We start from the raw sequence: 13,784 nt of genomic DNA, 5'->3' as shown, positions 1-13,784 counted from the left end.
GTTTACAAAGCTTTTAATGATTACAACGCTACATTACAAGCTTGGGAGTAATGTAGCTGGCATTAATGCATTGTATGTCGCTTCTTTTAACAACTGGTTTGCTTTTGCGATGTCTGGTGCAAAGTAGCGATCTTTGTCATAGAAAGAGACACGTTCACGTAATTGCATTTTTGCTTGTTCGATTAATTCAGAGCTCTTATTCGGGCTTCTGAAATCGAGGCCTTGTGCCGCGGCTAGCAATTCAACAGCAAGAATACCACGCGTGTTTTCAGCCATATCGGTTAAGCGACGTGCTGCGAATGTAGCCATTGAAACGTGATCTTCTTGGTTCGCTGATGTTGGCAAGCTATCGACTGAGGCTGGGTGAGCAAGCGATTTATTCTCACTTGCTAATGCAGCTGCGGTTACTTGTGCAATCATAAAGCCGGAGTTAACCCCTCCGTTATCTACCAAGAACGGTGGAAGCTTACTTAAGCCGCTATCGATCAATAACGCCATACGACGCTCAGACAAGCTGCCAATTTCGGCAATGGCCAATGCAAGGTTATCTGCTGCCATTGCAACAGGCTCTGCATGGAAGTTACCACCCGAGATAATGTCGCCATCATCAGCAAAAACAAGTGGATTATCGGATACTGCGTTTGCTTCGACTTCTAACGTGACAGCAGAATTACGAATTTGCTGTAAACAAGCACCCATTACTTGTGGCTGACAACGCAGCGAGTAGGGGTCTTGTACCTTTTCACATTGTTGGTGAGATAAACCAATTTCACTGTTTTGTCCTAACATGTGACGGTATCCCATTGCCGCGTCAATTTGACTACGGTGACCACGAACACGGTGAATTCGAGGATCGAATGGACGACGACTACCCAGTGCAGCATCAACAGACATTGCGCCACAAACTGTTGCTGCTGAGTATAAATCTTCAGCTGCAAAAAAGCCTTCTAGTGCAAATGCGGTCGAAGCCTGGGTTCCGTTAAGCAGCGCTAACCCTTCTTTAGGGGCTAGGGTAATAGGTTCTAATCCTGCAATCTCAAGCGCTTGGGCACCAGTAATTATTTTGCCTTGGTAACGGGCTTCACCCTCGCCCAATAACACGGTACTCATATGTGCAAGAGGGGCAAGATCGCCAGAAGCACCCACAGAGCCCTTCTTCGGAATGCATGGATATACTTCAGTGTTAACCAATTGCATTAATGCATTAACAACCAATGGACGAATACCCGAGTAACCGCGTGAAAGGCTATTTACTTTTAATACAATCATCATTCGTACAGTGGCATCGTCCATGAACTCACCGATGCCTGCTGCGTGTGAAAGTACAATACTACGTTGCAGTGTTTCAAGATCTTCAGCGGCAATACGGGTGTTGGCGAGCAAACCAAACCCAGTATTTATGCCATAAACAACTTTGTCATCTTTGATAACTTGTGCAACCGCTTCTGCGCTGATGAGCATTTCAGGCAGTGCATCTTCCGTTAAAGATAATTGAGTAGGCTGACGGCTAACTTCACGAAGTTGTTTCAGCGATAGCTTGCCTGGAATAATTTCTAATTGGTACATGATTACTTTCTCGCTATCGGTAGTTTATTTAGAGTGAGTATTTTTTGTATTCACCATCGGCAGGTCTAAACCTTGCTCTTCGGCGCAGTTAATGGCGATATCGTAACCAGCATCGGCATGGCGCATTACACCTGTTGCAGGATCATTACGAAGAACACGGCCTACACGTTCGGCTGCATCGTCAGTGCCATCGCACACAATTACCATGCCGGAATGCTGTGAGAAGCCCATGCCAACACCGCCACCGTGGTGAAGCGAAACCCATGTTGCACCTGACGCCGTATTCAAAAGGGCATTCAACAACGGCCAATCAGACACGGCATCTGAACCGTCCATCATGCCTTCTGTTTCACGGTTAGGGCTGGCAACAGAACCTGAATCAAGATGATCTCGCCCGATAACAATAGGGGCTTTAAGCTCGCCATTTTTGACCATTTCATTAAATGCCTTACCAAGGCGAGCACGATCTTTTAAACCAACCCAACAAATTCGTGCAGGTAAACCTTGGAACTGGATACGCTCACGTGCCATATCTAACCAATTATGCAGGTGCGGGTTGTCTGGAATCAGTTCTTTTACTTTTTGGTCGGTTTTATAGATATCTTCTGGGTCGCCAGAAAGAGCAGCCCAACGGAAAGGTCCAATTCCTTCACAAAACAACGGGCGAATATACGCCGGAACAAAGCCCGGGAAATCAAACGCGTTTACAACCCCTTCTTCTAGTGCCATTTGACGAATATTATTACCATAATCGACGGTGGCAGAACCGGCCTTTTGTAGCGCTAGCATTGCCTGAACTTGTACTGCCATTGATTGTTTTGCTGCTTTTACAACAACCGCCTCATCTTCAAGGCGCATTGCAGCAGCATGCTCCATCGACCAGCCTTGAGGTAGGTAACCATTTAGCGGATCATGCGCAGAGGTTTGGTCTGTAGTTACATCTGGCACAATGCCACGCTTAACAATGTCTGCATACACATCTGCCGCATTACCCAATAAACCGACTGATACTGGCTTACCTGTTTGCTTCGATTCTTCAATAATCGCTAATGCTTCATCAAGGGTTGTTGCTTTGCTATCGACATAACCTGTACGTAAACGGTAGTCGATGCGTGATTCATCACACTCTACAGCCAGCATTGAAAAGCCTGCCATTGTTGCCGCTAGAGGCTGAGCGCCACCCATGCCACCAAGCCCACCAGTTAGTACCCAACGGCCTTTTGCATCACCGTTGAAGTGTTGACGAGCCATGGCAACAAATGTTTCGTAAGTACCTTGAACAATGCCTTGTGAGCCGATGTAGATCCAGCTACCTGCTGTCATTTGACCGTACATCATTAAACCTTCTTTATCGAGCTCGTTGAAGTGCTCCCAGTTTGCCCAATGTGGAACAAGGTTTGAGTTGGCAATTAATACACGTGGTGCATTGGTGTGCGTCTTAAAGACACCAACAGGTTTACCTGATTGCACCATCAAGGTTTCATCGTCTTCAAGACGCTTTAGTACTTCAACAATCTTGTCATAACATTCCCAATTACGTGCAGCGCGGCCAATGCCACCATATACAACCAATGCGTGAGGATGTTCAGCAACGTCTGGGTGCAAGTTATTCATTAACATGCGAAGTGGGGCTTCTGTTAGCCATGATTTAGCATTTAATTGCGTACCAGTAGGTGCAATGATTGTGCGTGATTCATCCAGGCGTGGGTTTGGAATTGTTGATTGTGTCATGTAGCTCTCCTTGCTGTGCTATTCGTCGTAGTGGTTATATTGTTCACTGTTATTTAAAGTTAATAAGCGATAGCGGGTTTAACGAATGGCACGGGCTATTGTCCAGGTCAGTCTTGCTGCTAACCGTGCAGTTTGGTTATCAATATCAAAACGAGGGTTATATTCTGCTAAATCAGCGACAAGTAACTTTGAATCACCTTGCTCTGTTTTAGCCGTTAAAATGGGTTCCATTAACTGTTCGATTATTTCTAACGATACGCCACGAGCCGCAGGTGCACTTACACCGGGTGCGACACAGGCTGGAAAAACATCTAAGTCAATCGTGAGGTATAAATAATCGCATTCAGCAATAAATGTATTGAGTGCTGCTTGGGTTTGTTCGATGGTTCGGTGTGTTAATTCCGTATCATCTCGGTACAGCACTCCAAGTCGATCGGCTTTTTCATATAATGCTTGTGTGTTACTGCCGCGGTTTAAACCAAGACAAGCGTAATTAAATGGCCAGTGTTGTAATTCGCAAAAACGAGCGATTTGATGGAATGGTGTGCCAGAGCTGCCTGCACTCGCTTGTGGGCCAGAGGGTGGATTACGTAAATCAAAATGCGCATCAAAGTTGATAATACCGATGCGAGGTGCGGGTATCTCAGAACTTTCCACATTCGGATTTTCATTATTCATATCAAGTGGCGCTTGAATACTGTTTGTCGCTTCTTGCTTTTGTTGCAAATAAGCGCCAATACCTTGGAATGTACCCCATGCCATTTCATGACCACCGCCAAAGACAATCACTTTATGTTTTTGACGTAAAGCAAGACAGACATCTTCACCTAAGCGATGTTGAGCTAACTCTAAGTTACCGTCATCACAGCTGATATCTCCAGCGTCGTAAACAGGCTCTTGATGGTGCCAAGCTAAATTTGCCAGTACGCGTCGGATAGCAATAGGGGCACCGTAAGCACCTGTGCGGCCTTTATTACGAGCGACACCAGCATCACAGGCGAAGCCCAGCAACATAATGCCTTCTTCATTGGCCTGATCGGCAGGAAGCACTTTTTGGTGCCATCGCATGCCCAGTTCGCCATCTTCAGGGTCGGTGCGCCCTTGCCAAGCACTCATGTTGATTGTGTTTGAAAACATATTATTTGGCATAGAAAATTTCTCCATCCACAATGCGTGCAATAAGATCGGGCACACCTAGTCGGTAAGATAACTCTGCGGGTGTATCAATGTCCCAAAGTGCGAGATCTGCTTCCATGCCAACACTGATTTTCCCGCGTGATGCTTCTAGCCCTAACGCTTGAGCAGCATTGCAGGTTACGCCTCGTAAACATTCTTCGGGCGTAAGTCGGAAGAATGTACATGCCATATTCATCATGGTACGGAGCGAAGCGATAGGGGATGTTCCCGGATTAAAGTCGGTTGAAATTGCCATAGGAACCTGAAATTTACGTAGATGTTCGATGGGTGGACGTTGTGTTTCACGCAAGAAATAATAAGCCCCAGGTAATAAGGTTGCGACAGTATTATTCGCAGCAAGTGCAGCCACGCCATCGTGATCGAGGTGTTCAATATGATCGACAGAGGTGGCGCCCATTCTTGCCGCAAGCGCACTACCACCTAAGTTGGATAACTGTTCTGTATGGCCTTTAATACCCAGTCCGTAGCCTTTGGCTGTTTCAAATACACGCTGGCATTGCTGAGTAGAAAAACCAATGCCTTCGCAGAAAACATCAACATAATCTGCGAGCCCTTGTTCTACTGCCGCAGGAATAATGTGTTGGCAAACATAGTCAATATAATCATCAGCACGGTTTTTATATTCAGGAGGTACAGCGTGAGCGGCTAAAAGCGTAGTCGAAACTTTAATATCTGGCATATCTCCAATGCGTAGAGCCACACGAAGCATCTTTAATTCATCGTCTAGTGTTAAACCATAACCTGATTTGATTTCAATAGTTGTGACGCCGTCACGTTTTAAGCCATCTAACCGCTTGAGCGCGAGTTGGTAGAGTTCATCTTCTGTTGCTTCACGGGTTGCTTGAACGGTAGAGATAATACCGCCACCTCGTTTGGCAATTTCTTCGTAAGGCATACCGTTAAGGCGTTGTTCAAACTCGTTTGCTCGATTACCTGCAAAGATAAGATGGGTGTGGCAATCAATTAAGCCTGGGGTCACTAATGCATTACCACAATCAATTACGTCAGGATGACCATGCAAGTCGTTATGACATGCCAGAGGACTATCGGATGCCGAGCCGACAAACATGATCTTTCCGTTTGTTATTCCAACCATGCCATCTTCGATGATCTGATAGCCGTTATTATCGGCTGATGTCTCTGACGACAGGGTGACTAATCTAAGATTGGTAAGCACTCGTTCCATTTATAATCCGCTTCTTTGATTGTGTATAAGATACAAAAGCAATATGTATATACAAATAAATAGGCGATTTTGCAGTGAAACTCAAGATGTGATGTAAAGAAATTGTGATCAAAGTTGTAATTATTAACTGACAGTAACTAAAAAGTTAGAGAATGATCGGTTGGTAAAGCGGATTAACAGTAGAAGTAAATAGCTCTAACAGCGACCATTTTATCTTGTTACATGTTAGAGCGAATACAGATTACACCTTAGTTCGAGAACTCAACTTATATTTATTACCGGGATGATAGAGCAATGCAGTGCTGATCAAATTTTTGTCACTCCACGTACGACGATTAAGCAATAGACAAGGTTCACCTTCGTTCATTTCAAGCAAAGATATAATACGGCCAATGGGAATAATGGCTTCAACGGTATGTTCGATATCACTAAGAGGGCAGGTTTGAACCAAGTATTCATTAGGTGTTTGTACCGTAAAATCTTGCTCGAGATATTGAGGGGCAAAGTCGGGGTTAACCCAGCGTTCTTCAAGCTGAATAGGCATGCTATTCTCATAATGTACTATTTGAGTAAAGTAAATCAATGTGCCGTTTCTTACGCCTATGCGTAAAGCAATATCATCTTTTGCTTCTACGCTATGTTGGCTTATTACTTGGCTTGAATAGTCATGACCACGGTTACGCACTTCATTAGCGATATTTCGAATCTCCATTAATGGTGATTCAGCTTTTTTATGACAAACAAACGTGCCCAACCTTGGGGTGCGTTTTAATAAACCATCACCTACTAAATCTCGGATCGCTTTATTTGCCGTCATCCGACTCACTGCAAATTGTTCTGATAACTCAATTTCAGTAGGAATTTTAAAACCAGGAGGCCAAGTTCTAGTTTGGATTTTATCATTTAAATACTGTTTGATTTGTAAATAACGAGGAGATTGAGCCATGAGTGTAATTCCATAATTGCCTATACAAATAAAAGCAATTTTATCGCTGTATTTCAAGTAAATATTTTTATTGGCTATTTTTTATCTAGGACTACAGATAGGAATGCGTAGAATAAGTATCAAACATGAGTAGCTGCATAATGTGTGTTACTTACAATGCCTCTAACGGCGATATGTAATTATGAGTAAAAAATGACAACGACTATTCCAACTAAAATGACATTTTTCGCACGTTTTGAAAGCGATATTTTATCAAGTAAGAAAACGATAACAATTCGTGACGAATCTGAGCGTTACTATGTACCGGGCACAACGGTAAAAGTATCAACGCTTGAAGAAGGGCGTGAATTTTGTGAGTTAGAAATTTTATCGGTTGAGCCAATCTTGTTTGATGAACTGACTCAATTTCATGCAGATCAAGAAAATATGACTCTGCCAGTTTTAAAGGATGTTATTCAAGATATTTATCCTGGCATCAAACAGCTTTATGTTGTGTCTTATAAGCTCGTTGCTTAGTTCTGAATAGCTTAGGGTATGAGCATCAGGAAGTAAGCACTTAGGCTTACTTCCTGATGCTATCTTTTCTTTTAGTGGCTCAATTTCTTTTTTAGTAACTGAAACGTTTCCTCGTTTCTATTACCTTCAGCACAAACACTTAGCAGATCATCAATGAAATGGCAGAGTGCACGGTGCTCAATCTGCTTGATACATGCTTGTTGCGCTTCAGTTAGCATGTGGTACATGCTCGCAGCCCCGAAATCGCCAAAAATGATATTGGCTTCTTCATCATAAAGGGTGTTATGCGCATATAAGTCGCCGTGACAGACCTGATTTGAATGTAAATGAACAAAAACCTCTTCCATCTGCTTAACGATTTTATTTATGTGTTCAACCGACAAGGTAAAGTCTGGTGGAAAAGTATCTCGGGTACAGCTATTAAAGCAGGGTGGTAGCCCTAAATTGCGGAAGTGAGAAGGGATTAAATTCATGATTAAGGCTAGATAACCGTCTTCATTCACTTGCGCTAAAGATTGCACGACATTGGGGTGGTTACCGACTTTTAAGCAGGCTTGTAATTCATCATCAGGGTAACCATCGCTTGTTACTTCGCCTTTAAACACTTTTACAGCAATATCTTCAGGGAAGTCTGTTTGCTTTTTATTATTCCATATCGCTTTAGAAATAACGCCTGATGCACCTTGCCCTAAAACGTCTTGTAAGGTGAAGCTGGAAGATGGCAATACAGGCACAGATTGAATTGCGCTATTTGTTTGACTAAACGGGTTACCTGCAAAGGCAAACCAAGCAAGCTTAGGCAGTGAAAGTAGCTGCTCTGGGCATTCTGTTAGTTGGTTGGCTGAAATACGTACTAATTCTAGGTTGTCTAATTGCGACATTGACAGAGGCAGATGTGTTAAACAGTTACCTGCTAATGCCAACTTTTGTAGGCGTGGGCGTTCACCTAACGAATTCGGTAACGCTTTGATCTGGTTATCAGTCAAAATAAGCCAGCGTAACTGAGTCGGTAAAGATAGCTCTGGTACTGAATGTATTTTATTTGCCTTAAAGCCGAGCATTTCTAAATGCGGTAGTTGACCGAGCACTTCAGGCAGTACTTCAAATTGGTTATTTGAGGCAAAGAGAATTTTAAGCTTCTTAAGTTGTACTAATTCTAGCGGTAAAGAAGTTAATTGGTTGTTGGATAAATCAAGGATTTCTAAGCTATCAGCCAGAGATAAAATTTCCAGTGGGAATGACGTTAAATTTTCTGATAATTTTAAACGTTGAATACCGGCTAGTTCGCCAGATTTTAGCTGAGAAAGTGTATGCAAAATGATGAATCCATGATGAGAGTGATATAAAACAGCGAAACAGTTTACAAGAAAGTTTAAGTAAAAGGAAAAGGGTGGCTACTTATATAAATAGACAATATCTGTGCAATTAGAAGGTATTTAAGCGCATTAAATAATAAATATGTCTGTAGCTTTGCATTGTTCCGCAGGCGTTTGTTATAGTTGCGCCTTCGTTTGTAACCCCGAGTGCTGCTCAGTATTGCGGAGCCGGCTTACAAACTTTCGAAATTTTCATAAAAGCTTCTCTAAGCTTTATTTAATTCAACATGTGCTACTTGGTATGTGGCACCACTGTGAAGGACATTTTAATGCCTGTAATTACTCTTCCTGACGGTAGTCAACGTCAATTCGATAACGCTGTTTCAACTATGGATGTTGCTGCTGACATCGGTCCTGGTCTTGCGAAAGCATGTATCGCAGGCCGTGTTAATGGCGAACGTGTTGATGCGTGCGATTTAATTGAAAACGATGCAAGCCTAGCAATCATCACAGCTAAAGACGACGACGGCCTAGAAATTATCCGTCACTCTTGTGCTCACCTACTAGGCCATGCAATCAAGCAACTTTATCCTGAAGCTAAAATGGCGATTGGTCCAACGATCGACAATGGTTTCTATTACGATATCGACCTTGAGCAATCTTTAACACAAGACGACGTTGATGCGATTGAAAAGCGCATGAAAGAACTTGTGAAAACAAAGTATGCCGTTGTTAAGAAGAAAGTAAGCTGGCAGGAAGCGCGTGATGCATTTGAAGCGCGTGGCGAGACTTACAAAATTGAAATCCTAGACGAGAACGTTTCTCGCGATGATCGTCCAGGTCTATACCACCACGAAGAATACATTGATATGTGTCGTGGTCCTCACGTTCCTAACATGGGCTTCTGTCAGCACTTTAAATTGTTAAGTGTTGCTGGTGCTTACTGGCGTGGTAACAGTGACAATAAGATGCTGCAGCGTATCTACGGTACTGCTTTCCAAGATAAGAAGTTGCTAAAAGCGCACCTTACTCGTCTAGAAGAAGCATCAAAGCGTGACCACCGTAAAATTGGTAAACATCTTGATCTGTTCCACATGCAGCAAGAAGCACCGGGTATGGTTTTCTGGCACCACAATGGCTGGACAATCTTCCGTGAGCTAGAAGTGTTTATTCGTGAAAAGCTAACAGAATATGAGTACCAAGAAGTGAAAGGTCCATTAATGATGGATCGCGTTCTTTGGGAACGTTCTGGTCACTGGGACAAATACGCGGAAGCAATGTTCACAACAAGTTCAGAGAACCGTGAATACGCTATTAAGCCAATGAACTGCCCAGGCCACGTACAAATCTTCAACCAAGGTTTGAAATCATACCGTGACTTACCATTACGTATGGCTGAATTTGGTGCATGTCACCGTAATGAGCCATCTGGTGCTCTTCATGGAATAATGCGCGTTCGTGGATTTACTCAAGATGATGCGCACGTTTTTTGTACTGAAAACCAAGTGCAACAAGAAGTTACTTCTTGTATTAAAATGGTGTATGATACGTACCAGACATTTGGCTTCGACAACATTGTTGTTAAGCTTTCTACTCGTCCTGAAAAACGAGTAGGTTCTGATGAAATGTGGGATAAAGCTGAATCTGACCTAACAGTCGCACTTGAATCAATGGACATTCCATTTGAAATTCAAGAAGGCGAAGGTGCATTCTACGGTCCTAAGATCGAGTTCACACTCCATGACTGTCTAGATCGTGCATGGCAGTGTGGTACTGTTCAGCTTGATTTTGCATTACCAGAGCGTTTAGGTGCAACATATGTGGGCGAAGACAACGAACGTCATACCCCAGTTATGATTCACCGTGCTATTCTTGGTTCTCTAGAGCGTTTTATCGGTATTCTTATCGAAGAATATGCGGGCTTCTTCCCAACTTGGTTGGCGCCTCAGCAAGCTGTAGTGATGAATATTACTGACAGTCAGTCAGAATATGCACAAGAAATAGTAAAAAAATTGCAAAAATGTGGAATTAGAGTCAATGCGGACTTGAGAAATGAGAAGATTGGCTTTAAAATCCGCGAACATACTTTGAAGCGAGTGCCTTACATGCTTGTCTGTGGCGACAAAGAAGTCGAAGCAGGCGAAATAGCAGTTCGTACTCGCAAGGGTAAAGATTTGGGTAAACTTAAGATTGATGAACTTGTTGCATTCTTGCAGCAAGAAATTAGCAGTCGCAAGCTCAATGTTTTGGAGGACTAAGGTATTAAAGGCGGAAAAAGAACTCAAGCACCAGTTAAACAAAATGCACACCGTTTAAACGGTGAAATTCACGGCGTTAGTGAAGTTCGTTTAACAGGTATAGATGGCGAGTCCATCGGTGTTGTATCTTTTGAAGAAGCAACTCGCATTGCAAATGATGCAGGTGTGGATTTAGTTGAAATCAGCCCAAATGCCGAGCCACCAGTTTGTCGCGTGATGGACTATGGCAAGTACCTGTTCGAAAAGAGCAAGGCTGCTAAAGAGCAAAAGAAAAAACAGAAACAAATCCAGATCAAGGAAGTTAAATTCCGACCTGGTACAGACGAAGGCGACTATCAGGTAAAACTACGCAACCTGATTCGCTTTTTAGAAGAGGGCAACAAGGGTAAAGTCACACTACGTTTCCGTGGTCGTGAAATGGCCCATCAGAATCTTGGTATTGATCTTTTGAATCGTATTAAGGCAGAACTTGAAGACCTAGCGGTCTGCGAGAGCTTCCCACATCGAGTTGAAGGTCGCCAAATGACTATGATGCTTGCTCCAAAAAAGAAGTAATTACGGCATTAAAGTAGCTAAAAGCGCTGCTCCGGCAGGGCTTTTGTTCGCCTGATTACTATGATTATTAACTATCAACAATGCGGAGTCTCATCATGCCTAAGATGAAATCCAACAAGGGCGCTTCTAAGCGCTTTAAGAAAACTGCTGGTGGCTTTAAGTTTAAGCACGCTACAAAACGTCACATCCTGACTAAACGTACTACTAAGAACAAACGTCAGCTTCGTCCAAATGCAATCCTTCCTAAGTGTGAAGTGGCTGCAGTTGCTCGTATGCTTCCGTTCGCTTAATCGTTTTTAGTTTTATATTTTATTAATTAGTTAGGAGTCTCCTATGCCTCGCGTAAAACGTGGTGTACAAGCGCGTGCACGTCACAAGAAAGTTCTTAAACAAGCTAAAGGTTATTACGGAGCACGTTCACGTGTTTACCGCGTAGCTTTCCAAGCTGTTACTAAAGCTGGTCAATATGCTTACCGTGACCGTCGTCAGAAGAAACGTACTTTCCGTGCTCTTTGGATTGCTCGTATCAACGCTGCTGCACGTCAAAATGGTATGTCTTACAGCCGTCTAATCAACGGTCTTAAGAAAGCGTCTATCGAAATCGATCGTAAGATCCTTGCTGATATCGCTGTATTTGACAAAGCTACTTTCACAGTACTTGTTGAAAAAGCAAAAGCTGCACTGTAATACAGTTTAGTTTTAAGTGAAAAGGAGAGCCTCGGCTCTCCTTTTTTCATATCTGGCGTTTAATCTTTTCTCACATCTCACGCTTTGCTCTTAATGCGTCAATAATTCTTCTCCCTGTATCTGTCGGTGCACCAAATCTTCTTTAAGATAATCAAAACACAGTTTTCTGAACCATTGATGTTCTGGATCGTGTACATGCTTACTGTGCCAAAGCAGGTAATAACTGTGTGGAGGTAAGTGGAAAGGAAGGAGAAACAAATTTAACTGATATTGTTCTGCATACTGCGCTGCAATATTAAGTGGAACTGTCGCAATGGCTGGTGTGTGTTGTAATGTTGCAAAAGCCATCTCAAAGTCCGGTACGATAGCAAAAACATCACGTGTTTTGTCCTGTTGGGATAATGCGCTATCGACTTCACGGCGTGGATCGACAATGCCGTTCACTAAAATATGTTTAGCGCTGGTGTAATGCTCAATAGTCATTGTTTGTTGAGTGATCGACTGTGTGTGACAACAGACCACGACATAATTATCGTCGATGATTTTCTTACCGTGTAAATTATCAGGTACTGATAATGCAGTAGTCGCAACAAGATCAAATGGTTGTTTAGCCAAGTTATCTAAAGACTGATTTTGCCATAAAGTGCAGTTGATACTAGCTTGTGGGGCGAGAGTAGCGATTTTCTTACATAACTGAGGAATCATCGTCGGGGACACAAAGGCACTGTAAGAAAGGGAAAATTGGCGCTGACTGTGAGCGAGTACAAAAGCTTGAGGAAGGTACAGCGCATCAAGTTGCTGTAGTAGATCGGGAAGCTGCTGTTTAAGCTGAATTCCTCGCCGCGTTAATATATACGTATTTCCTTCGCGGACTAAAATAGGATCGTGAAAGGTATCCCGAATATGCTTGAGCGTTTTACTCATAGCAGATTGCGTGACATTGAGATTATCGGCTGATTCTGTCACGCTCTGTGTTTCTAACAATGATGCCAAGGCTGGTAATAGTTTGTAGTTGTACACAGTGATCATCCCTGATGGAGCCATAAGATCATCCTAGCACCTCTTTGACTATCTTAAAGTTGTTTTAACATCCACACATCACATCCGTTATGTTCGGTTCCAGCCATAGGAGCCCTAAGGTGTGTGAAGCCTAATCTTTCGTATAAATGCACCGCCGATTGCATATTTGTGAGGGTATCGAGGTAACATTCAGTGAAACCTCTTGCTTTGGCATAGTCCAAACATTTAATGGATAATGTCTTGCCTAACCCCAGTCCACGGGCGTCCGGTAATAGAAACAACTTTTTTAGTTCGCAGATAGTTTCGCTGCGATTAAATGGTGCGACACCACACCCGCCTACAAGCTTACCATCAGCTAAAGCGACCAAATACAGGCTATCTGTATCGTTGTGATAAAAGCGACTCATCGCCAATACCTCAGCATCTGATGGGCCGAATCCTTCACCAACGGCACCAAATTCAGCACCTACATGTTTAATCACATCACAAAGCGCGGCATCATACTCAGAGGTTACAGGTATTACTTTTACTTTCATGGCGCATTCCTATTAGTATCTAGATTAGGTTGTTGAGTGTCGCAGAGTGGCTTTATCGCATGCGGAGCAGCAACACTCCAATGTGGTGTGGTGAAAAAGGCTAATATGTATTGCAATAAATGCATTGTAAATCCCATTTTTTATTGAGGTTTGCCCTCTCAGTAATAAACTAGTATTTAAACGCAGTTTATATATTCATCAACATGTTGGTTAATGTCGATTCACTATACGAAAGGTAGGTACCTATCGAGAAATGGTATTAACGACTAC

13 protein-coding genes are annotated in these 13,784 nt (G+C 43.0%); 5 read left to right on the top strand and 8 right to left on the bottom strand.

Annotation, left to right across the window (positions count from 1 at the left end):
* Nucleotides 1–33: 33 nt before the first annotated feature.
* From hutH to hutC, 5 genes are all read right to left on the bottom strand, one after another.
* Nucleotides 34–1,566 (bottom strand): histidine ammonia-lyase, encoded by a 1,533-nt coding sequence (gene hutH, locus C9J48_RS18950; protein WP_006232279.1) that lies wholly within the window; start codon nucleotides 1,564–1,566, stop codon nucleotides 34–36.
* Nucleotides 1,567–1,590: 24 nt separating this feature from the next.
* Complete coding sequence (gene hutU, locus C9J48_RS18945; protein WP_006232278.1) at nucleotides 1,591–3,297, bottom strand: urocanate hydratase; 1,707 nt, start codon at nucleotides 3,295–3,297, stop codon at nucleotides 1,591–1,593.
* A gap of 78 nt (nucleotides 3,298–3,375) precedes the next feature.
* Nucleotides 3,376–4,446: a formimidoylglutamase gene (gene hutG / locus C9J48_RS18940; protein WP_006232277.1), complete on the bottom strand. Its 1,071-nt coding sequence runs from the start codon at nucleotides 4,444–4,446 to the stop codon at nucleotides 3,376–3,378.
* Entirely contained in the window at nucleotides 4,436–5,680 is a 1,245-nt protein-coding gene (gene hutI / locus C9J48_RS18935) for an imidazolonepropionase (RefSeq protein WP_006232276.1), read from the bottom strand. The genes hutG and hutI overlap by 11 nt, the downstream gene beginning before the upstream one ends.
* A gap of 241 nt (nucleotides 5,681–5,921) precedes the next feature.
* Nucleotides 5,922–6,626: a histidine utilization transcriptional repressor HutC gene (hutC, locus tag C9J48_RS18930; protein WP_006232275.1), complete on the bottom strand. Its 705-nt coding sequence runs from the start codon at nucleotides 6,624–6,626 to the stop codon at nucleotides 5,922–5,924.
* Between the two features lie 216 nt (nucleotides 6,627–6,842).
* Here hutC and yqfB point away from each other — a divergent pair, with 216 nt between their 5' ends.
* A complete protein-coding gene (yqfB, locus tag C9J48_RS18925) occupies nucleotides 6,843–7,142 on the top strand; it encodes a N(4)-acetylcytidine aminohydrolase (RefSeq protein ID WP_207383116.1) in 300 nt (99 codons plus the stop codon).
* A 71-nt stretch (nucleotides 7,143–7,213) separates the two neighbouring features.
* On the opposite strand, the gene C9J48_RS18920 is transcribed toward yqfB, so the two are convergent.
* Nucleotides 7,214–8,458, bottom strand: coding sequence for a leucine-rich repeat-containing protein kinase family protein (locus C9J48_RS18920; RefSeq protein ID WP_006232273.1), 1,245 nt, complete (start codon nucleotides 8,456–8,458; stop codon nucleotides 7,214–7,216).
* 329 nt (nucleotides 8,459–8,787) lie between these two features.
* On the opposite strand from C9J48_RS18920, the gene thrS reads away from it, so the two are divergent.
* The 4 genes from thrS to rplT all read left to right on the top strand — a co-directional run bounded on the left by thrS (nucleotide 8,788) and on the right by rplT (nucleotide 11,958).
* On the top strand, nucleotides 8,788–10,716 hold the full coding sequence (thrS, locus tag C9J48_RS18915; RefSeq protein ID WP_107281214.1) for a threonine--tRNA ligase: 1,929 nt from the start codon (nucleotides 8,788–8,790) through the stop codon (nucleotides 10,714–10,716).
* A gap of 3 nt (nucleotides 10,717–10,719) precedes the next feature.
* Nucleotides 10,720–11,271 (top strand): translation initiation factor IF-3, encoded by a 552-nt coding sequence (gene infC, locus C9J48_RS18910; RefSeq protein WP_081450113.1) that lies wholly within the window; start codon nucleotides 10,720–10,722, stop codon nucleotides 11,269–11,271.
* Nucleotides 11,272–11,366: 95 nt separating this feature from the next.
* Nucleotides 11,367–11,561, top strand: a complete 195-nt coding sequence (gene rpmI, locus C9J48_RS18905; RefSeq protein ID WP_006232269.1) for a 50S ribosomal protein L35 — start codon at nucleotides 11,367–11,369, stop codon at nucleotides 11,559–11,561.
* Nucleotides 11,562–11,604: 43 nt separating this feature from the next.
* Nucleotides 11,605–11,958: a 50S ribosomal protein L20 gene (gene rplT / locus C9J48_RS18900; protein WP_006232268.1), complete on the top strand. Its 354-nt coding sequence runs from the start codon at nucleotides 11,605–11,607 to the stop codon at nucleotides 11,956–11,958.
* 90 nt (nucleotides 11,959–12,048) lie between these two features.
* Here rplT and C9J48_RS18895 read toward each other — a convergent pair whose 3' ends face one another.
* The gene (locus C9J48_RS18895) at nucleotides 12,049–13,002 is read right to left on the bottom strand and encodes a LysR family transcriptional regulator (protein ID WP_006232267.1); all 954 of its coding nucleotides are present in this window, start codon (nucleotides 13,000–13,002) and stop codon (nucleotides 12,049–12,051) included.
* A gap of 29 nt (nucleotides 13,003–13,031) precedes the next feature.
* Nucleotides 13,032–13,514: a GNAT family N-acetyltransferase gene (locus C9J48_RS18890; RefSeq protein ID WP_006232266.1), complete on the bottom strand. Its 483-nt coding sequence runs from the start codon at nucleotides 13,512–13,514 to the stop codon at nucleotides 13,032–13,034.
* Nucleotides 13,515–13,784: the final 270 nt, after the last annotated feature.

Source organism: Photobacterium profundum (assembly GCF_003026285.1).
Classification (GTDB): domain Bacteria; phylum Pseudomonadota; class Gammaproteobacteria; order Enterobacterales; family Vibrionaceae; genus Photobacterium; species Photobacterium profundum.
Note: the sequence above shows the minus strand (reverse complement) of the source record. Positions and strands in the feature narration are given on the sequence as shown.

Bases quoted from the DNA above. Each gene is read 5' to 3' on its own strand.
- hutH (WP_006232279.1), bottom strand. From the start codon at position 1,566: ATGTACCAATTAGAAATTATTCCAGGCAAGCTATCGCTGAAACAACTT.
- hutU (WP_006232278.1), bottom strand. From the start codon at position 3,297: ATGACACAATCAACAATTCCAAACCCACGCCTGGATGAATCACGCACA.
- hutG (WP_006232277.1), bottom strand. From the start codon at position 4,446: ATGCCAAATAATATGTTTTCAAACACAATCAACATGAGTGCTTGGCAA.
- hutI (WP_006232276.1), bottom strand. From the start codon at position 5,680: ATGGAACGAGTGCTTACCAATCTTAGATTAGTCACCCTGTCGTCAGAG.
- hutC (WP_006232275.1), bottom strand. From the start codon at position 6,626: ATGGCTCAATCTCCTCGTTATTTACAAATCAAACAGTATTTAAATGAT.
- yqfB (WP_207383116.1), top strand. From the start codon at position 6,843: ATGACATTTTTCGCACGTTTTGAAAGCGATATTTTATCAAGTAAGAAA.
- thrS (WP_107281214.1), top strand. From the start codon at position 8,788: ATGCCTGTAATTACTCTTCCTGACGGTAGTCAACGTCAATTCGATAAC.
- rpmI (WP_006232269.1), top strand. From the start codon at position 11,367: ATGCCTAAGATGAAATCCAACAAGGGCGCTTCTAAGCGCTTTAAGAAA.
- rplT (WP_006232268.1), top strand. From the start codon at position 11,605: ATGCCTCGCGTAAAACGTGGTGTACAAGCGCGTGCACGTCACAAGAAA.
- C9J48_RS18895 (WP_006232267.1), bottom strand. From the start codon at position 13,002: ATGGCTCCATCAGGGATGATCACTGTGTACAACTACAAACTATTACCA.
- C9J48_RS18890 (WP_006232266.1), bottom strand. From the start codon at position 13,514: ATGAAAGTAAAAGTAATACCTGTAACCTCTGAGTATGATGCCGCGCTT.